Source organism: Corynebacterium sp. HMSC072A04 (genome assembly GCF_001809235.1).
Classification (GTDB): domain Bacteria; phylum Actinomycetota; class Actinomycetes; order Mycobacteriales; family Mycobacteriaceae; genus Corynebacterium; species Corynebacterium hiratae.
Map to the genome: position 1 here is coordinate 1 of NZ_KV796807.1, position 20,622 is coordinate 20,622.

Annotated in this window: 18 protein-coding genes and 1 pseudogene; 8 read left to right on the forward strand and 11 right to left on the reverse strand. The window is 57.7% G+C overall.

The window, feature by feature from the left end; translation table 11 throughout:
• The 3 genes and pseudogenes from HMPREF2565_RS13985 to HMPREF2565_RS10555 all read left to right on the forward strand — a co-directional run.
• A pseudogene (locus HMPREF2565_RS13985) lies at positions 1 to 416 on the forward strand (APC family permease); the annotation flags it as partial.
• A 538-nt stretch (positions 417 to 954) separates the two neighbouring features.
• Positions 955 to 2,091, forward strand: a complete 1,137-nt coding sequence (locus HMPREF2565_RS10550) for an AAA family ATPase (protein ID WP_071407339.1) — start codon at positions 955 to 957, stop codon at positions 2,089 to 2,091.
• Positions 2,092 to 2,093: 2 nt separating this feature from the next.
• On the forward strand, positions 2,094 to 2,765 hold the full coding sequence (locus HMPREF2565_RS10555; protein ID WP_071407315.1) for a DUF4276 family protein: 672 nt from the start codon (positions 2,094 to 2,096) through the stop codon (positions 2,763 to 2,765).
• Here the strand turns inward: HMPREF2565_RS10555 and HMPREF2565_RS13785 are convergent.
• Positions 2,762 to 4,141, reverse strand: coding sequence for a hypothetical protein (locus HMPREF2565_RS13785; RefSeq protein ID WP_141745909.1), 1,380 nt, complete (start codon positions 4,139 to 4,141; stop codon positions 2,762 to 2,764). The genes HMPREF2565_RS10555 and HMPREF2565_RS13785 overlap by 4 nt on opposite strands.
• Positions 4,142 to 4,284: 143 nt before the next feature.
• Here HMPREF2565_RS13785 and HMPREF2565_RS10565 point away from each other — a divergent pair, with 143 nt between their 5' ends.
• Both HMPREF2565_RS10565 and HMPREF2565_RS10570 read left to right on the forward strand, forming a co-directional pair.
• Positions 4,285 to 5,190 (forward strand): UTP--glucose-1-phosphate uridylyltransferase, encoded by a 906-nt coding sequence (locus HMPREF2565_RS10565; RefSeq protein ID WP_071407317.1) that lies wholly within the window; start codon positions 4,285 to 4,287, stop codon positions 5,188 to 5,190.
• A 165-nt stretch (positions 5,191 to 5,355) separates the two neighbouring features.
• Positions 5,356 to 5,529, forward strand: a complete 174-nt coding sequence (locus HMPREF2565_RS10570; RefSeq protein ID WP_168162664.1) for a hypothetical protein — start codon at positions 5,356 to 5,358, stop codon at positions 5,527 to 5,529.
• A 208-nt stretch (positions 5,530 to 5,737) separates the two neighbouring features.
• On the opposite strand, the gene HMPREF2565_RS13545 is transcribed toward HMPREF2565_RS10570, so the two are convergent.
• Complete coding sequence (locus HMPREF2565_RS13545) at positions 5,738 to 7,405, reverse strand: AAA family ATPase (protein ID WP_168162665.1); 1,668 nt, start codon at positions 7,403 to 7,405, stop codon at positions 5,738 to 5,740.
• 492 nt (positions 7,406 to 7,897) lie between these two features.
• Between HMPREF2565_RS13545 and HMPREF2565_RS10580 the strand changes: the two genes are divergently transcribed.
• A complete protein-coding gene (locus HMPREF2565_RS10580; protein ID WP_071407320.1) occupies positions 7,898 to 9,325 on the forward strand; it encodes an APC family permease in 1,428 nt (475 codons plus the stop codon).
• Between the two features lie 9 nt (positions 9,326 to 9,334).
• On the opposite strand, the gene HMPREF2565_RS10585 is transcribed toward HMPREF2565_RS10580, so the two are convergent.
• Entirely contained in the window at positions 9,335 to 9,913 is a 579-nt protein-coding gene (locus tag HMPREF2565_RS10585; protein ID WP_071407321.1) for a hypothetical protein, read from the reverse strand.
• 157 nt (positions 9,914 to 10,070) lie between these two features.
• Here HMPREF2565_RS10585 and HMPREF2565_RS10590 point away from each other — a divergent pair, with 157 nt between their 5' ends.
• Positions 10,071 to 10,952, forward strand: a complete 882-nt coding sequence (locus HMPREF2565_RS10590) for a hypothetical protein (RefSeq protein ID WP_071407322.1) — start codon at positions 10,071 to 10,073, stop codon at positions 10,950 to 10,952.
• A 113-nt stretch (positions 10,953 to 11,065) separates the two neighbouring features.
• On the opposite strand, the gene HMPREF2565_RS10595 is transcribed toward HMPREF2565_RS10590, so the two are convergent.
• The 8 genes from HMPREF2565_RS10595 to HMPREF2565_RS10630 form a co-directional block, all read right to left on the reverse strand.
• Positions 11,066 to 11,632 carry a PIN domain-containing protein gene (locus HMPREF2565_RS10595; RefSeq protein ID WP_141745910.1) on the reverse strand — a complete coding sequence of 189 codons (567 nt, stop codon included), beginning with the start codon at positions 11,630 to 11,632 and terminating at the stop codon, positions 11,066 to 11,068.
• A gap of 40 nt (positions 11,633 to 11,672) precedes the next feature.
• Entirely contained in the window at positions 11,673 to 12,476 is an 804-nt protein-coding gene (locus HMPREF2565_RS10600) for an ImmA/IrrE family metallo-endopeptidase (RefSeq protein ID WP_084738735.1), read from the reverse strand.
• Entirely contained in the window at positions 12,469 to 12,801 is a 333-nt protein-coding gene (locus HMPREF2565_RS10605) for a helix-turn-helix domain-containing protein (protein WP_071407325.1), read from the reverse strand. Before HMPREF2565_RS10605 ends, HMPREF2565_RS10600 begins: the two co-directional genes overlap by 8 nt.
• Before the next feature lie 74 nt (positions 12,802 to 12,875).
• The gene (locus HMPREF2565_RS10610) at positions 12,876 to 14,006 is read right to left on the reverse strand and encodes a DUF3322 domain-containing protein (RefSeq protein WP_071407326.1); all 1,131 of its coding nucleotides are present in this window, start codon (positions 14,004 to 14,006) and stop codon (positions 12,876 to 12,878) included.
• The gene (locus tag HMPREF2565_RS10615; protein WP_071407327.1) at positions 13,993 to 17,391 is read right to left on the reverse strand and encodes an ATP-binding protein; all 3,399 of its coding nucleotides are present in this window, start codon (positions 17,389 to 17,391) and stop codon (positions 13,993 to 13,995) included. Before HMPREF2565_RS10615 ends, HMPREF2565_RS10610 begins: the two co-directional genes overlap by 14 nt.
• Complete coding sequence (locus tag HMPREF2565_RS10620; RefSeq protein WP_046647072.1) at positions 17,384 to 18,049, reverse strand: DUF4194 domain-containing protein; 666 nt, start codon at positions 18,047 to 18,049, stop codon at positions 17,384 to 17,386. The genes HMPREF2565_RS10615 and HMPREF2565_RS10620 overlap by 8 nt, the downstream gene beginning before the upstream one ends.
• Positions 18,046 to 19,518, reverse strand: coding sequence for a DUF3375 domain-containing protein (locus HMPREF2565_RS10625; RefSeq protein WP_046647073.1), 1,473 nt, complete (start codon positions 19,516 to 19,518; stop codon positions 18,046 to 18,048). Before HMPREF2565_RS10625 ends, HMPREF2565_RS10620 begins: the two co-directional genes overlap by 4 nt.
• A gap of 136 nt (positions 19,519 to 19,654) precedes the next feature.
• Positions 19,655 to 19,888, reverse strand: coding sequence for a hypothetical protein (locus tag HMPREF2565_RS10630; protein ID WP_046647074.1), 234 nt, complete (start codon positions 19,886 to 19,888; stop codon positions 19,655 to 19,657).
• A gap of 259 nt (positions 19,889 to 20,147) precedes the next feature.
• Here HMPREF2565_RS10630 and HMPREF2565_RS10635 point away from each other — a divergent pair, with 259 nt between their 5' ends.
• Entirely contained in the window at positions 20,148 to 20,591 is a 444-nt protein-coding gene (locus HMPREF2565_RS10635; RefSeq protein ID WP_070517343.1) for a helix-turn-helix domain-containing protein, read from the forward strand.
• Positions 20,592 to 20,622: the final 31 nt, after the last annotated feature.

Genomic DNA, 20,622 nt, shown 5'->3' on the forward strand with positions numbered 1-20,622 from the left:
ACGTGTCCACGATTTGCGGGCAACCCCAGTTGGTGTGTGCGGTGTGCTTGGTTACTCCATGGTTTGGGCGTGCGGCGTTGACGTGGGTCGTCGATATGTCCAGTGCTGGTATCACGGTGGCGTATTTCTATACGTGCTTCTGCGCCTGGAAGATTGCGCGTACCGGACAGGTGACTGGCATGACAAAGCCCATTGCGCCGAACAAATTCTATGAGTACTTCGCGCTGGCCGGGTGCATTCTCTCCATCGGGTTCCTGGCTCTGCTCTTTATTCCGGGCTCGCCTGGCATGCTGGGAACGGCTCCGCTCATCGCGCTGGTGGTCTGGATTGCGTTGGGTCTGGTGTCATGGACCATCAAGAGCCGGCAGCTGAAGGATGTGCCGCCGGAGAAGACAGCATCGTTGATTCTGGAATAGCCAGGGCGGCTAGTCAGTAAGGGGAGAAGAGGGTTTGCGCATAGAGGAAACCGTAGTTCTCGAAAAGTGCTGTGCCCTGGGGTTGTGTGGTTGGTTTGGGGAGCGGAAGGCGTCGGAAAGCACGGCGTAGACGGCGCGAGTTAACACTAGACTTTGAGAAGGACAGTGTTCAGTCGGCATCGAGAAGCAAGGAATGGGCTAATGAACAGCGTGAAGCTGCGGGGCATTATTTTCCGCAACGAAAAGCCTACTGACACGTGAAGTGTGGGCTTCGGACGCGCGAGCCGGGACTTCGGACTGCTCACCGCTGTTGCGGTGGCTGGGCCAGAGGAGAAGGTGGAGTACACATTCAAGGACAATGGGCCCAGCAAACGAGTGCTCCGCATCAATCGTGGAGTCCAAACTTACTTGTTCGAGTATGACGTCGAACGCAAGAGTGTAAGGGCACTCTCGGTGCCAATTGAGCGGGGGTATGCCGACGGCGGTCTTAGCCCGCGGTGACGCGCTCGGTGGGGAACAAGATTGTATTGTTTCCTGTATGAGCACCATTCAGCCAATTGAGTACGTCGCCGTTAAAGGCTTTGCGTCCATCAAGGACGTAAAGCTTACCTTGGCACCGGACGTGACAGTTCTCATCGGTGCTAACGGTGCGGGTAAATCCAACATCATTCGCAGCTTTGAGTTGATGGCTCACATTATGAAGAGCAGACTTCAAAATTATGTGCTCGCACGTGGCGGGATGAATAATCTCCTCCACGTTGGACCACAAGGGCGTGATTCAGCTCTTTCCTTGAATGTGCAGTTCAGCCCCAAAGATGCCGACACATCAAATGGATATATTGCGCGTCTCAGGAGCACAGATGAGGATAGCGCTTTTCTCGAGGAGTGGTTGACCTTCCACGACCGCAAGAAGTATGCGGCGCCGTACGATAGCCCGCTGCCGGCTGGAACTGAGACTGCTTTAGAGAAACTCAGCGGTAAGGAGCAGCGCTTTGCTGAATATGTCCGCCCACTTCTTGCCGGTATTCGGGTATTTCACTTCGACGATGTCGGTTCCCAGGCCCCACCGAAAACCTTTTCTTCGGTGGCCGACAACTTAAGTCTTCATCCCGATGCTGGCAATATAGCTGCGTACCTTCTTCGGCTAAAGGCCGAGCTTCCTGATGACTATTTTGAGATTGTCTCGGCAATACGCAACGTGGCCCCTTTTTTCGATGACTTCGTCTTGGTCCCGGAAGGAGCTTCGCAAGACAACGTGCGTTTGAGGTGGACGCAGAAGAACCTTGATACGGTTTTTAACGCGGCGCAGCTTAGTGATGGCACGCTGAGATTTATCTGCCTTGCAACGTTGTTGCTTGCGCCTGATAGACCACAGTGCATTGTTCTTGATGAGCCAGAGTTGGGCCTGCACCCACATGCCATCGTGCAGTTGGCGGCACTATTGCGCAAGGCTGCCCATGCAGGCCGCCAATGCGTGGTCGCTACGCAGTCGGCACTCCTTCTTGATGAATTCTCTGTGCACAACGTGGCGGTATTAACGAGGAATAATGGAGAGAGTCAAGTAGTTTCTCCATCTGAAGAACAGCTGGAAGCGTTCTTGAGCGACTACACCCTAGGAGAGATGTGGCGGATGAACCTCTTGGGCGGAAATCTGCGGTACGAGGAAGCACTGTAAATATGTCCGTGCGTCACCTGATTGTCGAGGGGCAAACGGAACAGCAGTTTGCCGAGCGTACTTTGGTTCGGCTAGCAGCCGCCAAAGGCATTTACGTAACCACGAACCCTCCAAAGACGGGCACAACCAAGCATGGCATCAGTGCTCGTGGCGGAGGTGGGTGGAAGCATATAGTTGGTCCTGCGCGCAATTTCTTGAGGAACCCGGGGATAGACAAAGTAGGTGTTCTCTTTGATGTCTACGGGTCAGAATTCCAGAAGACGCATTCTGAGCTTGTTGGCTCCGAACTCCGGAATGCGGTGAAACGTGAAGCAACGGAATCGATCCTCAAAGGTCTTGACGTTGACGGAAACAAATTAGTGGTTGGCCCCGTCCTCTATGAGTTTGAGACACTCGTGATTGCGGCACTGGCTTCTGGAACCACCAAGGAAAAGCCCGCTGTTGTCCGAGAAGCGCGAGCAGCTGTAACGAAGGCGCACGGTGATGTAGAAGCTATTAACGGCTCAGTGGTAACTTCACCGTCTCATCGGGTGGCGAAGTGGTGGGAAGACAAGCTAGGCAAGCGCTATGAAAAACAAATTGATGGGCCACGAATACTCAATGAGGTTCCATGGCCCATCCTGAAGGAAGCATGCCCCACCTTTGCACAGTGGGTAGACGAGTTTCTTGATTAGAAGTCCGCGTGGACACGCTCCGCTACGGTGCGGTTGATACGCCACTCGGGGCGGGAACCGTCGCTAAAGCCGGAGTAGTACAACTCGAAGGACAGCTCATTGCCGTTGCCGTGGGGCACGAGGGCAGACTTGTAGAGGTTGGGGTAGCCGGATTCCTCATGGGAGATGATCGGGGTGTCTGAGCGCTTCCAGTTGATGCCGTCTTTCGAGCGCATAAGGTACAGGTTGCCCTTCTGGACTGTGCCACTCGGAATGATGTGTACTAGACCAATATATTCGCCGTTGTAGCGTTGAACGTCAATGTGCCACCAGCGCTCATTCGACTGAAGGTATGGATCAACAGAGGGGTACCGAGGCGTGGACCACGCCTTGAGATCACTGCTCTCGTAAAAGATGATTCGGTTAGGCACACCGGCGCGGTTTGCAACGCCGTATAGACGCCAATTTTCACCTGTCCAGATAAGGGCCTGCGACATAAACTGTGGTTCACCAGACCAGATCTCTTCCTTTTCAGACCAATGCACGCCATCGTTGGACTTGACCAGGAAAATGCGGTTGGTCTTGCCATTAGGCCGATCCACCATGCGCCACGTTAGGTACATTTCACCGCTTGGAGCCATGACGAGCTGGGTATCGGAGTTGTGCGGATTGGGTTTACCCAGTTGATCATCGATGGGTTTTGTCAGCCCTTTGGGAGCCTGCCAGGTCCAGCCGTCGTTGGAGACGACGACGTTGGGGTCCTCAGCACCTTCATCACTGCCCGGATACGGGGTCATGGCCATCCAGTACTTCCAACCGCTCCAACCATTCTCAAAGTACAGGACGGAGGGATGTGTGGCCTGGCCACTGCCCTCATGGGTGGGAAGATTGAGCCGTGGGCCGCGCGGTGCTGCCCATGCCCAGAGTGGTGCCTTATCTTCGCTATTAGCGAGTCGGTCCTTGATACCGGCAACGTGTTGCGCATAGCCGGGGGAAGGTTCCACGGACGTCGTGGGGGCTGCAGGTGTGCTCGTCGTCGGCTTAGCTGGGGTGGTGGAGGGCTTTGCGCTGGCCGTTGGTGCGGCAGTTGTACTTGGCTGCGCGGAAGGAGTTGGCTTGGTCGTCGGCGTGGGAGCGGGCGTAGGCCCTTGGGAGGAACCGATTCCTGGAAGGATGCCTGCAAGGAGCGCCAAACCGCCGATGCCAGCGGCAAGCGCCACTAGTGCTGTAATAGCTTGGCGTACCTGTTCTTCATTGAATTGGGGTAGCGAAGATGCAGGGAAGGTCGGGAATTGCTGTGCTTGCGCGGGCGCAGGCGCAGTAACCTGGCCTATAGTCAGCGAGGCTGTTAAGGCGAGAGCGACGAGTGCTTTACCGGTGCGGGATGGTCGGCGCATGAGAGGCTCCTTTATGCGTGAGAACGAGATGAATAAGAATTCTAGCGGGCATTGGCGGGGATGGCGCGAGGTCTCCTAACGTATCTGCTCTCCTGCGGCCGCAAGCAGCGGTTTAACGGACTCTCATGCACTAGGATCTCCCTATGGCTAATTCGACTTCTGTCCGTACTGTTGTTGTCCCCGCAGCTGGTATGGGGACGCGCTTCCTTCCCGCTACCAAAACTGTCCCGAAGGAGCTGCTTCCAGTCGTGGACACTCCTGGCATTGAGATGATTGCCGAGGAGGCCGCGGGCGCTGGGGCGACGAGGTTGGCGATTGTAACCTCTCCTAATAAGGACGAGGTCATGCGACACTTTGATGAGTTTCCCGAACTTGTGGAGATTCTGCGTGCGCGCGGCAAGGACGAGCAGGCGGCGAAGGTGGAGCGTGCCGCGCAGATTATTCAGCCGGAGGCGGTTGTGCAGGACAAGCCTTTGGGGCTGGGGCATGCTGTCGGCTTGGCGGAGACCGTGCTTGATGACGATGAGGAATATTTTGCTGTCATGCTTCCCGATGACGTCATCGAGCCCACTGCAGCTATGAGTGAGATGATTCGTGTGCGCCAGGAGCATGGCGGTTCAGTGCTGTTGGCCGTGGAAGTGGACCCTGCGCACGTGTCGAACTATGGCGTGTTCGATATCGAGAGCACTGATGAGGACGGCGTGAAAAAGGTCGTCGGCATGGTGGAGAAGCCCGCGGCGGAGGACGCGCCGTCGAACCTCGTGGCAGCTGGCCGCTACCTACTTGACCGCGCTATTTTCGATGCGCTTCGTCGCATCACTCCGGGCAAAGGTGGGGAGCTACAGCTGACTGACGCCATCGACCTGCTGATCTCCGAAGGACACCCCGTCCACGTCGTTGTTCACGAAGGTATTCGCCACGACTTGGGAAACCCAGCAGGTTTTATCCCTGCCAGTGTGGAGTATGGTTTGCGCCACCCGAAGTATGGGCCGGCGCTGTTCCGAGATATTGAGGAAATCATGAAGAAGTACCGGCCACAGTTGGGGTAGGCTCTCGTATCCCATCACCTGATTCACTAGATCTGCAGCACATTTAATCAAGAATCTCTAGACTTGCCAGAAACGCGCGTTGGGATCGTCCGCAAGGTCCTGGCGCTCAAGGTGAATTGTCTGGAGTGAAACTAGATGTCGGAGAATACGACACTGCGGAAAACTATGAAGCCCTCGTGGGTGTTTGCGATGGCTCTCGGGGCGACGATTGGCTGGGGTGCCTATATCCTGCCCTTCGACTGGATGCAGAAGGCGGGGCTTGCCGGAACGGTCATCGGCTTTGTCATTGGTGGCTTGATCACTGCCGTTACTGGTTTGCCATTGGGTCCGCGTGGTTGAACTCTAAAGACGCAGCGCTCTCTGGCCAGTCTTGATGTCTTAGTCCCCTAGCAGTCCTTCGAGCTGAGGAGGAATAGGCTGCTCACTAGGAATCAGCTGCGCCTCCCTAGAGTTGTCCTGCCGTAAAAGCAAGCAAACGAAACTCTGGGGTGAGTCATAGAACTGGAAAAGCGGCCTCGAAGTAAACAGATTCCTCGAACGTGTTTCTTTAGCTCGATTGAGAACAAGCGCTGGGGTCCAAACCAGCAATTCGGAAGATTTTCAGTTTGAAGTCTTGACAATCTTGAATTCGTTTTAAAAGCGCTCCCACATACCTGGTTTCATTGATGCCTAAAGCGTCGCAGATCTGCTTCGGCACGCCGAGGTCCCTGACTGGGTAGCTTTCGATAATCGTCCACCACTCTTGGTTAGCTACAAGAGCGTTCAAATTGTCGAGCACCTTCGAGAGAGGGTTGCTCAGCTTAAGAGTTACTTCGTCTGAATCAGTGTTTGAAAGCGATATGCTCGTTAAGCTGTCTAAAGCTGAGTGGTGAAACTGTTTTGCGGCAGTGGTCTCCGCTAACCTCGTTAGAGCGCTCTCATCTGAAAACAGATTTTCAAGTTTGAGCTCTACCTGATTGATAGCAGAACCTACGGAAGAACCGAAGTTTTTCTCTAGGATTTGTGACATTTCATAAACTGCGGTTTTGCTGTAAAGGACGGACTCAACTTCTTCGACGGAAAGTACCTGTATCGACTCCGATTGGAGGCGTTTGACCTGGAATTCATCTCGAGAGTCTCGGTCGAGAATGGCCATTGCAGTAAGCCAGTGATGATCTTTAGAGTGGGCTATTCCTTTTGTTGATGCGATGACGTTTCGGCAACTTCCCGAGGGTACCACACGAAAGCCAGGGTAAAGGGCTTCGTATAACCTTTTATCTAAACTGGTTCCTTGGCCTTCGACAAAGATTATTTTTTGTCGTCCCCCCAATATAGCCCTGAGCGAGGACTCCGGGATTGCTTCAAACTGAGGTTTTTCGACCTTTTTCAAAGACCACCGAACTGGGGAAGAATTCTCCCATTTCACGCCGGAGGAGACTAGCAACGGGTATCCTAGGTGTAGGAAGTCTTCGGCGAGCCTCTCGTCATGACTCGAAATGATAAATGCGCAGTCTTGACGCGCTTTTATTAGTTCTAAAACTAATTTCGACGTAATATTTTTGTGAAGATGGCGCTCAGGTTCGTCAATTAGAAAAATTGTTCCTGCCGGTTGAGATATGATTTCTGCCCCAAGCAGCAAGGCCGATTTCTCACCATCCGACAAATCCCTGATAGGGACTTTTATATCTACTCCTTCGGTATCTCGATTTATAAAGATGCCAATGCTGGAGTGCCAATCTAGGCGCAGGTCGAGCTCGGCTGCGTCGAAAATTCCCGTAAGTTTCTGAAAATGAGATTCAGAGGCTTGAACGGCTGAGTTTTTGATATTGCGGATAGCTGAAGCTATACTGTTGTTTGCGTCATGAAAATTATTTAGGATTTTGACAAGCGTTTGAGATATCTCATCGTCTTCGAAATTAGCCGAGATGCGTGTTTCCGGCTCGGCGCGGGATCTCGACAAATGTCGGATGCCAATACTGTTCGGATCTAAGACTGGGGAACTTGTCTTTAACCAAATTCTTCTGTGGCCTACTATTCTGACGATAGGGAGTTCGCCTCCGTTCGCATGAAGCCAGAGGAGTAGGGCTGATTTTCCCGAGCCATTCGATCCTAAGAGCAACGTCGGGTTTTTCCGTCTGGCTAACAACGGGACCGGCTGCCCACTAATCGATGGAATGGACCATTCCTTGACTGTGAGGCTTTCTTGTGTCTTGTCTAATTCGGTCTTTGTATCCACTGTAAACTTCCTCGAAACAAAAGAACGGGGCTGCCTAATTATATCGCGATCGTGGGAAATAGATTTTCCTAGCTTTCCACAACGCCTACCGGACGCATTTTGACCCGATGTGAGAAAGGGAGAATGAGCGAACCTTCGGGGTGGAATAGTGATTTCTTAGGTTACGCTGCAATAGTTGCCGGTAGTGGGCGAGGGGAACTTGGATGACACGAGGGGGCGTCGTCAAGCGCCTGTGCGCGAGGGGTTGGGAATCGACCCTTGGGCCAACACCTAGGGGTGGGGCAAGGGTGTAGAGCATCAGAGTGATTGATGGCAGAACAATGCGGTGGTCAGCATCAGTTGCGCTAGCCGAATGAAAAAGGGGGAACCCTGAATTGGATCTATTAGATCTGCAGCACACAGAAACGAGAATCTCTAGACTTGCCAGAAACGCGCGCTGGGATCGTCCGCAAGATCCTAGCGCTCAAGGTGAAGTGTCTGGAGTGAAACTACATGTCGGAGAATACGACACTGCGGAAAACGATGAAGCCCTCGTGGGGCTTTGCCATGGCGTTGGGTGCGGCGATTGGCTGGGGTGCCTATATCCTGCCGTTCGACTGGATGCAAAAGGCGGGGTTTGGTGGAACGCTCATCGGCTTTGCAATTGGTGGGCTGATGATCGCCATCATCGGTTTGAGCTATGGCTTTGTCATCCGGGCGCTGCCGTTGACTGGTGGTGGCGTGGCGTTTGCGATGGCGGCGCTCGGCCGGACTCATGCGTTTATTGCGGGCTGGGCGCTGACACTGGGGTACTCGTGTGTTGTCGCGTTGAATGCCTCGGCGGTCACGCTCGTCTTCCGCGTCACGTTCCCGGAGCTGGTCATGCAGGGCGCGCTTTACGACGTCGCCGGGTGGACCATCTATCTCCCCGAAGTAGCGATCTGCTCGCTGTTCATCATTGGGTTCGCGTGGTTGAACTCTAAGGGTGCTGCGCTTTCCGGCCAGTTCCAGTTCTTTGCCGTTGTGCTCATGATTCTGGCGGTGGTGGTCATTGTGGCGTCGATGGTGATCTATTACGTCGTCGAGCGCCCGGAGCTCGCCCCTGCTTTCCCCGTGGATGTGCCGCCGGCTGCGGCGGTGGCGACCATCATCGCCTTTGCTCCGTGGGCCTACGTGGGCTTTGATTCCATTCCGCAGCTGGCGGGCGAGTTCAATTTCTCGCCGCGGAAGGCGCTGGGCCTTTTGCTGTGGGGTATTACTGTCGCGACGGTTATTTACATGGCGATGATGCTGGCGACGTCGATTGCCGTGGGCACCCACCACGGTGCTTTCGAGGGCGAGGCTTGGCCACCGGCGGCAGCCATTAGCGAGGTGATGGGGCCGGCTGGTTTGGTGCTCATGGTCGTCGCGGTGAGCGCGGGTGTGCTGACGGGCCTAAACGGTTTCTACACCGCGGCAAGTCGTGTGCTGTTTACGCTGGGGCGGGCTAACTTGGTTCCGCGCCGCCTGGGTGAGCTCAAGGGTAAGCAGCATGCCCCGCGCAATGCGATTCTCTTGGTGTGCGCGGTGTGCTTGGTGACCCCGTGGTTCGGGCGCGCGGCGTTGACGTGGGTCGTCGACATGTCCAGTGCTGGCATTACCGTGGCGTACTTCTATACCTGCTTCTGCGCATGGAAGATTGCGCGCACCGGCCAGGTTCCCGGGATGCCGAAGCCCATTGCACCGAACAAGTTCTATGAGTACTTCGCGCTGGCCGGGTGCATCCTCTCCATCGGGTTCTTGGCGCTGCTCTTTGTTCCGGGCTCGCCGGGCATGCTGGGAACGGCCCCGCTTATCGCGCTTGTGGTTTGGATTGTGCTGGGGCTGGCGTCGTGGGCCGTCAAGAGCCGACAGCTGAAGGATGTGCCGCCGGAGAAGACGGCATCGTTGATTCTGGAGTAGCTCGGGCGGTTAGTCGGTAGTGTTCAGGCGCTGCGGCCAATCACGGGCATTCGAGGTGAAGATGGCAAGCACGCTGTTATCGCCAGGTTTGCGGCAACTTAGACCAGCTAAATCGCTGCTAATTTGGCAGGTGAGCTGGTAGCTCTCACCGGTAACGGGGCTTTTAGCAGTGATGTCTGCAGTGTAAAGAGGATTGACCGTGGGGTCTGCTTGGTAGAGGGCGTAGCTGGCCTTCTTGGCAGGACCAAACATGGCTGCGGCAAACTCACAAGAGGTAGCGCTGCCGGCGAAGATTGTGTCGCCCTCTGGTGTCACGCCGCAGTCGCCGCCGACTTGGCTGGCGTTGATGGTCTGCTCGTCGGACTCTTTCTCTTGTTGCTTATCAGCTCGGGTTGGGGAGGGGCCTTCGTCTTCCTCGGTGGTACTTGAAGAGCTGTTCGGGCTTTCCGGCGTCGTTGATTCTTGAGCCGTTGTTGTTTCTTCGGTGGTGGTGTCTGGGGCCCCGGACGTGATCGGGTCATTGCCGCTGCATGCGGAGAGAGCGAATGCCGTTGCGACGGCGAGGGTGAGAGTAGAGGGTCTGTGCATAGCGGAAACTGTAGTCCTAGAAAAGCGCTGTGTCCTGGGTTTGATGTGGTCAGATTGGTGGGAAGAAGCGTCGGCAAGCACGGCGCTGACCGCACGCTTTAGCACTAGACTTTGAGAGGGCAGTGTTCAGTTGGCGTCGAGAAGCGAGGAATGGCAAATGGACAAGGTCGAGGTTGGAGACGTAGTTGCGTTTAGAGAAAGCGATTCCATCGTCGGACAATCTTTAAAGGCTCGGGTTGTGGACATTCAGCCTTCGGGGAAGGCCTCGTTTCGGTACTCCCTAGAGCTTGAGGACGGATCCATACGTAAGGTCCCACGGCCGCGAATTAAGGGACCGTGGGCGAAGGCTGCTGAGATCGATGAACTCGTGAATCATCAGGTGAGGCTACACGCGCAACGAGGTGGGGAAGAGCAAGACCGTGCCGCAAGCTTCATGATTGAGAGTTGCCGCCTAGGAGAAGCTATGGAGCGGGGAAGTGCCGATGATTTCATAATCACCGATCCGAAAACTCTTGAAGAACTAGTGGATTCCCCATTGGACGTGCTTTTGGACGGAGTGCTAACCACCCCCTGCAATGAAGGGCTGCAAATATCACCCTTAGGCGGAGTCCGCATTGTGCAAAGATTCGCGGAAGTCTCTCCAGATGAAGTGCTTGAGGTCGTGGCAAAAGAAGAGAAGGAGTGGAAATTTAAGCTTCGAGAGCATCAGGGAATTAATTCTGCGCGATGGGAATGGGAATTCTATTGTGAGCACTACCGTCCGGTGTTTGAACTCTGGCGTGAATGGTGCGGTTTTGCTGCGGTACGGAAGTACGAACGAGAAATAGCGGCTGAAGCAGAGGGAGAAAGGCTTTTTGACTTGGCTACGCGGCTAATCGAGATTATTGAAGAGAAACAACCAGAGATTGCCAAAATGTACCGGCAGGAACTACTTGCGGAGCAGATAACGCCGTATACCATCCGCGAGACCCCTGACAGGCCATTAGAGCCTGACGAAATTCCAGTTCGGGTTGAGTATCGCAGGCGGCGTTGGGGGTGATAGCAGTGCGTCTCTCGATTGAAAAGGCAAAATGAGGCATGATTAGGGGCAGAAGCAGCCCTACATTACGTACAGCTGCTTGACCCTCACCGGAGGCTACTGGCAGGTGAGGGTCATTTAATTTTCTTTCGCGCCCGGTAGACGGTGCGGTCGTTCAATCGAGTCGTTTCAAAAGGGGCGAGAACATCGAACTTTGAGAGCTTGTCCCACACCTTGCGTGACTGGCCGCGATCGGTGAGTATTTCTAGCTGCACGCAGCGGAGGAGCACGGCTTCAGTGGTGAAGACCGTTGCTGCCTGTCGCTTGCGAACGAGCTCTTGGGCCTCTTCATCATCGATGATGATGGCGGTACGTACCGACGGATCCTCCTCGAGCAGTGCTAGGCAATGCGCGATTGCGGTGTATTCACCCAGGTTCTTCGCCATTCCACCTTGGATTGAATATCTCGGACCCGCGAATAGGCGGATGTGTTTGAAGAGGCGATCCATGTCGTCGTCAAGCACCTGCACGTGGCCATGCGCAATGAGTAATGACCATGTGCGGGAGCCACACTGAAACCTGGTGTCCTTTAGCTTTCTGTGTATCTCGTTGTTCACTGCAGCAGGCACGTGAAGTTTGTCATTGCCCACGAATTTAAGAAGAAGGTCCTGCTCGTCGGCACAGATGAAGTTCAGCAACACGCTGGTGTCCGCAAATATGAACCTTCTAGTCACGGTGAACCTACTCGTTAGCGAAGAAGTCTTCCAGGTCGGCCTCAATATCGCGCTGACCTGTTAGGTTTTTACCGACAGAACCCGGGGCGGCGTACATTGAGTCCGCTACTTCCTCTGGGCTTACCTGCTCGGCGAACGCTACTGTTGGCAGCGCGATGAGTCCCTGGGCATATGCCTTGTAAGCATCGGCCACGAGCCTCTCGGAAGCTCGTGCCAGCTGCGCAATCTTGCAGGCGTGGTCGTACGTGGCTTTCCATCCGAAGCGGGAGGCGAGCTTCTTGGCGGTGTGACTCCTTAGATCTTCCTTTGTTTCTTTCGAAATAAGCCCTGCTTGGTGCAGCTGGATAGCTGCTACATGAGGAGAAACCTGGAATCGTTGGACAACTGTGGACAATAGCTCTTCTGCATCTGCGTACGGAGGCAACTCTTGCAGTGCTTCTTCAGGGCAGAGTACGCAGCGCGCAAAGGTGTTTGCGCGTGTTTCGGAAGGCAGAGTCTTGTCACATTGCAAGGAAGCGCCATCCTCCGTGATGTCCCCGGCCATGATGTGCCCGATTTCGTGCGCGATGGTTAAACGCTGGCGGTAAGGATAGTTACTAGTGCCAATCCCTACGGTTAAAGCTCCTGAGTCGGGATCGCGGAGCGTCAGCGCATCGAGGTCTTCCGCTAAATCGAGGACAATGAAGTCAGCATCAACGAGCTTCATGAGATCGTTGATGTCATCGACTGGTCCCACACCGAGCTTGTGCTTCGCGCGAAAACGAGCAGCGAGTTCAACACCTTGTTTCGAAGGGCTTGGTGAATCACGCATGTGCGTTATCCAGGTTCACACGTAGCTGGAGATACGGAAGAAGGGTTTGTGTTGCGTCGTCAACTTTGGTCTGGTGACCACGGGCTGCAACGCGCACGCGCTTAGAGAGTGGGGTGGCGTCCACAAGCTCAGCGGCATCGATGCCTAGTGCCCACGCGAGGGCCATGATGTGGTGGAGAGTAGGCGTGGCCGTGCCTTTCTCTAGGCGGGCCAAGGTGGGCTGGGACAGAAGTTCATCAGTCATAGCGGCAAGCTCTCTCTGGCTGAGGCCGCGCAGCTGACGCTGCGTGCGGACGCGCTCGCCGAAGTCAGTGGGGATGTTCATGGTGGTGCTCCTTGTTGACCTCGATTAAACACGTGAATCAGATATGAGTCAATATGATTCAGGGTGTCTGATGGTCAGGGGCAAGCTTTCCTAATTGCTGTGTTTGCATGCGCAAACGGAATCCGCTCCTGTTCAATGCGCAGCCGGCCCTCGGTGAAGAGCAGGCGGTAGGCGCGCTGCTCCTCGGTGGTGAGGTGGGTAAGCGTGGCGGAGCCGTCGCCGGGGTCGGGGACGGCTAGGTGTTGGAATTCGGTGACGGTGGCGGTGTCCATGAGCAGTGACGTCGTGTGGGGGAAGTGGGCACGCACGGCGTTGAGGATGGCAAAGCCGGCGGCATCGAGGTCGCCCCAGTAGGTGATGTCGGCTTGGTGCAGCCAGCGCAGTGCGCGGAGCTGGTGGGCGGCGGTGCCGGAGCCGAGGAGGGCGATGGTGGGAGGGGAGGCGTCGGCAAGCGTGGGCAGGGCCAGGAAGGTCTGCTTATTCTCCACGATGAGCACCCGGGGCGGGGTGTCGGGGAAGAGTTTGGCAGCGTCGGCGAGGGGGATTTCGATATCGGAGAGCGCTGGTGTGTGATTGAGGTAGCGCAGGCGCAGGCGGGTGTCGTTGCGGCGCAGGCCCAAGTCCGTGATACCGAAGGGGGCGAGGAGTGTCAGCAGCAGGCGGCGGTGGTTGCCAATCCACTTGCCGTCCACGCCTTCGACCGGCACGGCGCGCTCCCACTCACCGGAATTGGGGTTCGCGCGCAGCCAGGTCAGGCACGGCCCCAGACAGCGCAGGTCATAGGAGCTTAAGTCCTTCCACTGGTTGTAGGAGCGGTGGACGGCATGGGTGAACTCCGGGGAGTTCGGGAAGATGGCAGCGATGTCCTGGGCGCGCTGCTGGGCTGTGGAATACTCGCGTTCCAGGCCCGCGGCGGTGGCGATGCGCGCAGCGCCGGTGAGTGCAACGCGGGTGGGCACATCGTTGGCGCCCAGGCCCGCGCGGGACCAATTGCGTGTTTCATAGATGACTTCGTCCTGGTGCGGCCAGCGCTGCCAGGCGCGGATGAAATCCTGGGTGGTGCTGATATCGCTTGCGGCGGCAGTAGCCGTTGGTGGGTGCAGGGGCCACGCCAGGTGCAGCGAATCTGGTTCGGCGAGCGCTTCGGCGAAGTGGTTGCGCAGGTACTTGTCCGCATGCGCCTGCAGGTCTTTAGGCATCCGCATCGGCGGGCTCCTCGGGGTGGGGCTGGTCGGGATTGGGGGAGGAGAGGGTGGAGGCGTCGATAAGCGAATAGCCCGTGCGCGCCTGTGGGCGGCCGTTGATGGTCGGCTCGTCGTAGTTGACCACGATGGTGCCATCCACGTAGGGCGAGAGCGTCTGGATGAGCTTGAAGGGCGTGGCCAGAATCATGTGAAAACCAAAGGACGCAAAGACGGACATGGCCGTGCGGGTAAAGGTGGGATCGGCGCGGTCAAAGGCCTCATCCAAGATGATGGAGCCATAGGTGGGCACGTCCTGGTCTGGCTCCGCCAGGCGGAAGCGCAGTGCTGCTGCCAAGCAGAAGAAGACGAGTTTTTGTGCTTGGCCACCGGAGAGCGAGGCGGAATCCTGATAGGTATTGGCTGTGGTGCCGTCGGGGTAGCACTCGCGGCCGATGAAGCTGACGTGGCGTCGGGTATCCAAGACCACGTTGCGCCAGCGGATATCCTCCGGGTGGCTAGAGCCTAGGCGGCTCAGAATCTTGTCCAAGGCGTGGTAGCGCTGCAGGGCGGCATCGTGATCATCCAGGCTGATTTCGGCCAGGCTGTGGGAGGTGGCGGCATCCAGGTCCCTCTGGAAGTCTTGGACCACTTGGCCGCGGGCATCCTTGACATCAATGCGCAGGGTGCGCTCACCGTTGAAGGGCGAGCGCTCCAGGGACTTGTTGATGAACTCCATGCGCGTTTCAATATCGCTGCGGGCATGGCGCAGGGAGGAGGCCAGGTGGGAGAGGTTCTGGACGGTCTGGCCGTTGAGCAGCTCCAGGAAGCGGGCGCGGAAATCCGCCAGGCGGTCAGCTCGTAGGTACTTCAGCTTCTCGATGCCCTCGCCGGCGAAGCTAGCCTGCGGTTCCAAGTCGGCGGCTTCTGCTGGCCACTGGGACAGGTAGGCGTGGAGGACGGAGACGATCTTGCCGTTGGCCTCCTCGATGCGGCGCGCGGCGGTGCGGGCGGCGTCCTGCAGGTCGGCCTGGACTTCATCGCGCCGGGCATCGATGTTATCGATGGTCAGCGTGCGCTTGCCCTTGTGCAAGGCCTCTTCGACGGCTTTAGCTATGTCCTTGTCGGCGATCTCCTGCACGGTGCCGATGACGCGGCGGCGCTCGGTGGAGCGCGTCAGCTCGCCTTCGACGTCACCGAGGTGTTTCTGTGCCTGGTTGAGCCGGGTGCGGGCAGCCTCCAGCTTTTCCTTCGCGTGCTGATGTGCGGCGGCCAAGGCTTGGGCTTCGGGGGAGGATGCCAGGGAATCGTATTGCGCTTGCAGGTCCTGCTTGCGGGCTTTCGCGGAGGCGGTGTCAATGTCCTGGAATCTCGAGTCCAGCACCTGCTGGGCTTTATCGCGCTGGGTGCGCAGGATGTCCATCTTCCGGTTGAGGTTATGGACCTGCCTGGCGGTGGCGCTGGCGGTGGCTTTGGCCTGCTTTAACTGGGAGCGCAGTAGCTCAATCTTGGCGGTGTTGGTGGAACCCACCCGGTACCATGCGGTACCGGCAAAGCGCGTGCGGTCATCCTTGATGAAACGCGTGGAGCCGTCCTTGTCCTTGGGGCGGCTTTCCAAGCCATCGCGGGTAACGGCGGGAGTTGTGGTGACCTTGTCCAGTTCCGCTACCGACTCCACGCATTCATAGTTGAAGCGGCGGGAAATGTGTTGGCGTACCCACGCCGTCATGGGGTGATCCTGGAATTCCAGCTTGTGGATGAGCTGCCGCGGGCTGCGCGCGGAGGCTGGCGCCGACGTGAACTCCGGGATGGTGCGGTATTCCAGACGGGTACCCACGTTGCGGGAGTTGACCCACTGGTTAATGGCTTGCCGCGCGTCCTCAGGCACGAGCAGCGTAGCGGCGAAGCCGTGCAGTAGCTTTTGGATGACCGGCTCCCAGTCCGCCTGCTGCGGGCTGATGTCGATGAGCTCGCCGGCGAAGGGAAGCTCGGATTCGGCGTAGCCGGTATCGCGGGCAAGTTGGGAGCGCAGCTCCACCAGGGCCTTGTCGATGTTGGTGCGCCGCGAGCTAAAAGAGCGCAGCTCGCTATCGAGCCGGGCGCAGGCGGTGGCCGCATCGCGGGCGGCCACGCCGGCTTCCTGCTGCTGGTTCGTCAGATTGGCGGAGTCGGTTTCGAAGTCGGAGAGGCGCAGCTGGGCGTTGGCCTGCAGCTCTGCGAATCCTTGCGGGCTGAGCTCATAGTGTTCGGTCCACTCGCCCACGGCAGCCGCAAGGCGCTGGAATTCTTTGGAGCGGTGTTCAATCTCTATGTCGGCGGTCTCCATTTTGGCGCGCAGGGCATCGAGCTCGCCGGCGCTGAGCTGGGAGACGGCCATCGCGGCGCGGCGCTCTGCATCATCAAGGTGGGCGACGTCAGCCTCGAGGGATTCCACTTCGGATTGAGCTTCTACCTGCTGGGCGCTCAGCGCACGGATGTGAGAGTCCAGCTCTTCTGCCACCAGGCGGGAGCGCACGGCTGGCAGCGCCTCGTTCATGGCCTCGGCTTTGTGCTTATCTGCCTCCGCGGTTGCGCGCTGGGCATGCAGCTGGGGTAGGGGAGCGAGCGTATCAATCTGGGCCTTGACGTCTTCGACCCGCAGGTACGCCTGGCGCAGATCCTCAAATTGCTCCACGGCCTCCTCCGCTCTGGAGAAGGTCGAGGGCTTGTCCAGCATGTAGTCCCGGAAGAGCTGATCCAGGCTGGAGAGCGACTTCGCGGACTGCGTGCGGTGAAGAAGCAGCTGGCCCTCCACGTTCTTGATGCCAAGGCGTTTGCGGAAACGATCCGCAAACGTGGCATATGTCGGCGTAAAGGACACGCCGGGTCCCTTGTACAGGGCCTTGATCTTGCGGGTGTCCAGGCTGCGGGTGAGCAAAGGGCTGAGCTTATCGACGTCCTCATCACCCGGCACCAGCCCATACAACTTCTTGATCTGGCCGACTGAGTTCTCACCGCCGTTGAGGCGGAAGATAGCTATGAGCGTGTGCTGCTTGCCCGCGCCATTGTCGTAGGTCAGGGCAACCACCGAGTTGGTAGCGCCCTCCCGCAGGTATTCGGGGGCGATCTCACCGGTCTGCGCGTTTTCTTGCTGCCGCCAGGCACCGCGTACATAGGAGACCAGGCTGCGCCCGTTGTGCCGGCCTAGGTCCTGCTGCGACGCCGCGTTGAACTTCAGGTGGCTCTGTGGAACCAAGACCGCCGACATCGCGTCCAGCAGCGTGGACTTGCCGGAGCCCGAACCGCCGGTGATGAGGAAACCTTTGCGCGCCACCGGGATGGAGAAGTAGCCGTGGAAGGTGCCCCAGTTGATCAGCTGAATGCGGCTGATGCGGAATTGGCCGGGGTACAGGCTGGTGTGGCTAGTCATCGGAAGCCTTCTCCTTTTCCTCGTCTACCTGCTCTTCATCGGCTTGTGCCAGGCGGGCGTATTCATCGCGGATGGCGGTGACGGTGGAGGCGTCGAAAAGCTGGCGGAGCACCGGTGAGACCTCGAAGCGCCCTTCGGTCTCGGTAGCACTCAGCAGGGAGTAGTCGTTGTGAATGCGGTTGATGGCGGCGTTGAAGCGGCGGTTGAAACCGGCTTCATCACGGTTGTCCACTGCGCGGACGTAACCGATTCCCTCCCGGAGATCCTCGACGTCCACGATGACCCGCTCGCCGGGCAGCGCAAGCCCCAGCTCTTGGCGCAGGTTCAGCAGGATCGCGGTGTCGATGTGCTTGAGCTTGTCCGTGCGCAGCACCTGCGGGATGCTCAAGGTTTCTTCCTCCACCATCCGGGTAAACGCGAAGCCCTCGGTCTCGTCCACGACGAGTTCCAGAAACACCTCATGCAGCCGGGCGCGGAGGTTCTCCTCATCCGAGATGATGGCGGCCCACAGCACCGGTTCCTTCTGCGCGCGAATGAGCGGGCCCTGCAGGAGCTGCACTAACGCGCGCCGCGAGTGGTAGGTCAGCGAGCCTTTATCGTGCTCCCACAGCGGTGGCTCGTGTGCGGAATCGACGCGGGGAGTGTGTGCGGCGGTCACTGTAGCTCCTTAACGGTGGTGTGATCGAAATACTTGGCAGGGATATGGGCGCAGCGCACGGTGCCGTCCTCCTCGGTCCACGTGACTTTCTCACGCGATGGACGTAGCACGGGCACCGGGTGCTGGTCGGCGATGTGCACCAAGCCCACCACGCTGGCAAGGCCCTGGGTTGGTGGATGGGCTTGCAGCACCTGGCCAATCGTGCAGGGGCCGGACTGGGCGACGGCCCCGCGTATCGCCTCGTGCAATTCCTCGAAGTCAATCTCCGATTCGCGCACCAACTCATACAGGGCTTGCGGGTCTTCTGCCTCCGGTTGGTATGCCACCGGGGTTTCCTCCACGACTTCCCGTCCCGGGTTGGCCAGGCGGATGCGGGAGACGGAGTGAATCGACATGCCGATGCGCTGCAGCGGTGTCTCCATCCGGTGAAAGGCTTTGAGCTCGGAGTTCTGTGCGGCATCGATAGCCATGCCGCGGGCTTCCCGCAGCAGCTCAATCATGCGCCGGTCCTCCGCGAATTGCTCGGAGGAGACGTAGTTGCGCAGGCTGCGTGCCAGCCCCGTCATGGTCTGGTTGACCTCGAAGCTGGTGTCCTCCATATCGCGAAAAAGCCTGCGCAGCTGCTGCCGCCTGTCCGGGGCTAGCGCCTGTCCGGCTTCGCTGTCGAGGACCTCCGTGATCCACTGGTCCAACCAGGCGCTGCGCTCCCTATCCATCAAGAGGGAATAGAAGCCGCGGAAACTGCGCCCGGCGTCCGACTCCGCAATGTGGTCCACGCCGTTGAAGATCTCCTCCAGCACTTCGCCGCGGTAGCCCTCTGGATCCAAAAGTTGGCGGCGCAGTTGGTGGTTGAGGGCTTCAAGCTCGTGGCGTACCCGGGCGAAATCGCTCGGCACGGCCATGGCCATGTTCAGCACGTCTTGGACGCGTTCTTCTGCCTCCGCGGCGGTGAGCCTTTCGAACTGCCCGCGGCGGGCTTTCTCAATTTCACGGTCGATGCGGTCGCGTTCTTCCTCCAAGCTGGCCACGCGGCTGGCGATGTCTTCGTTCGTATCCCGCGCTAGCCTTTGCAGCGCGGAGCTGATTGATTCCACGCGTGACGCCGTCACCGTGGTCACCGGTGCTTCCCAGCGCTCAATGGCTTCGAGCGCGGATAAGGCCTCCTCGCTGGGCTCGAGTGTTTCGCCGTGGGAGCTCTTTCCGGACTTTCTGATGAGCCACCCGGCCTTGACCCAGTCATTGCAGTAATTCTGCGGCGTGCGGGGCATGGAAAACTCACTGGCGAGCACCTCGAAATCGGTGACCATGAGCTCATACACCTCCGCCGCCGGGCGCGCCCGGGTGCCGCGCGGGAAGTACTCCGCGATCAACGCCAGAATCACGGGCGCGTTATCCGCGGCCAGGAGCCGGATCGCGGCGGAATCGCGCATCAAACGCCGCAGCGATAGGGCGCGTGCTTCAACAGACATGTCTTGATTCTGACAGGTGTGCCGGACATGCGCAGCGAAGACTGGCTCAAATATTCGAAGCCCGCTGTCTGGCATTCGACCTGCAGAGTGCAGGTCGAAATAATCACGCCCATGGCGGCGGGCCATGAGTGAAGCTTTAAGCTGCGTTCACCTGGTCGTCTTCTATCTCTACGCGGCCCATGAAATACCGGGAATGCGACTTTTTCAAGGATTCCAGGGAAGGTGCTGAAATATGGGCGATCTCAATATCAGGATCGTCGATCGCTGCTTCGCGGCGGAGGCGTTCCTTAAGCGCTTGCGTCGAGTCCGAGAATTGTTTGATGAAAGACTCGCCTGAGCGACGTTTGTAGATGATTATAAAATCAGTCATTGTGCTACTCCGATTCATCTGGCTGTCCAACAAGAATTTCAGTTGTGCACAGCCCCTAATCTAGTGGCACTCGGTCGTGCATGGGGGTGACTCTTACTGTTGTCGCAAGTGACTTGGCCAACCTGTTGAATAACAACGCCTCGGAAGTTGATTGGGGCGGCTAGCGCAAGAGCATGCAACTCGGTTATCCTTGAGGGAGGTTTCACTTGTAAGCGAAAGGCGTTTCAGGTGTAAGTGTCACGCTGGGAAAGGAGCGCTGATGACTGCCTCTGCACTCATCAACGATCGGCTCATGATCGAAGAAACTACTCTCGAAGAGCTGAAGTCGCTGCAGACTCTCGAGGCAGCGAGCTTTCGGGTAGCAGATAAGCACGGGCGCCCAGTCCCGTTGTCGCGTGATGTTCAGCGATTGATTTCTCAGGTCTTGGCTTCTGTCGCGCAGCGAGGGGAAGTCACAATCTCTCGCATTCCTGAGGAGCTCACCAGTACAGTAGCTGCCGAGCTGTTAGGCATCTCGCGTCCAACGCTCATGAAATGGGCAAAGGAAGGAAGGATAGCTACCCACAAGCGCGGAACACATACGCGGTTTAAGCGTGAGGATGTCCTGCAGTTGAAACGCCAGCGCGCTGAGGAACGCGTGAAAGCGTTCCAAGAATGGCGTGCATTCGAAGAGGAGAACGAGAGTTTCTTTTCACAGGCCTAGGTGCATTGAGAACTGCTAGAAACTGCACTGG

Excerpts from the sequence above, each read along its gene's own strand:
- HMPREF2565_RS10555 (WP_071407315.1), top strand. The coding sequence starts at position 2,094 with ATGTCCGTGCGTCACCTGATTGTCGAGGGGCAAACGGAACAGCAGTTT.
- HMPREF2565_RS10625 (WP_046647073.1), bottom strand. The coding sequence starts at position 19,518 with ATGTCTGTTGAAGCACGCGCCCTATCGCTGCGGCGTTTGATGCGCGAT.
- HMPREF2565_RS10615 (WP_071407327.1), bottom strand. The coding sequence starts at position 17,391 with ATGACTAGCCACACCAGCCTGTACCCCGGCCAATTCCGCATCAGCCGC.
- HMPREF2565_RS10590 (WP_071407322.1), top strand. The coding sequence starts at position 10,071 with ATGGACAAGGTCGAGGTTGGAGACGTAGTTGCGTTTAGAGAAAGCGAT.
- HMPREF2565_RS10605 (WP_071407325.1), bottom strand. The coding sequence starts at position 12,801 with ATGAACATCCCCACTGACTTCGGCGAGCGCGTCCGCACGCAGCGTCAG.
- HMPREF2565_RS10580 (WP_071407320.1), top strand. The coding sequence starts at position 7,898 with ATGTCGGAGAATACGACACTGCGGAAAACGATGAAGCCCTCGTGGGGC.
- HMPREF2565_RS10600 (WP_084738735.1), bottom strand. The coding sequence starts at position 12,476 with ATGCGTGATTCACCAAGCCCTTCGAAACAAGGTGTTGAACTCGCTGCT.
- HMPREF2565_RS10630 (WP_046647074.1), bottom strand. The coding sequence starts at position 19,888 with ATGACTGATTTTATAATCATCTACAAACGTCGCTCAGGCGAGTCTTTC.
- HMPREF2565_RS10565 (WP_071407317.1), top strand. The coding sequence starts at position 4,285 with ATGGCTAATTCGACTTCTGTCCGTACTGTTGTTGTCCCCGCAGCTGGT.
- HMPREF2565_RS10570 (WP_168162664.1), top strand. The coding sequence starts at position 5,356 with ATGAAGCCCTCGTGGGTGTTTGCGATGGCTCTCGGGGCGACGATTGGC.
- HMPREF2565_RS10585 (WP_071407321.1), bottom strand. The coding sequence starts at position 9,913 with ATGCACAGACCCTCTACTCTCACCCTCGCCGTCGCAACGGCATTCGCT.
- HMPREF2565_RS10635 (WP_070517343.1), top strand. The coding sequence starts at position 20,148 with ATGACTGCCTCTGCACTCATCAACGATCGGCTCATGATCGAAGAAACT.
- HMPREF2565_RS10610 (WP_071407326.1), bottom strand. The coding sequence starts at position 14,006 with ATGCGGATGCCTAAAGACCTGCAGGCGCATGCGGACAAGTACCTGCGC.
- HMPREF2565_RS13785 (WP_141745909.1), bottom strand. The coding sequence starts at position 4,141 with ATGCGCCGACCATCCCGCACCGGTAAAGCACTCGTCGCTCTCGCCTTA.
- HMPREF2565_RS10550 (WP_071407339.1), top strand. The coding sequence starts at position 955 with ATGAGCACCATTCAGCCAATTGAGTACGTCGCCGTTAAAGGCTTTGCG.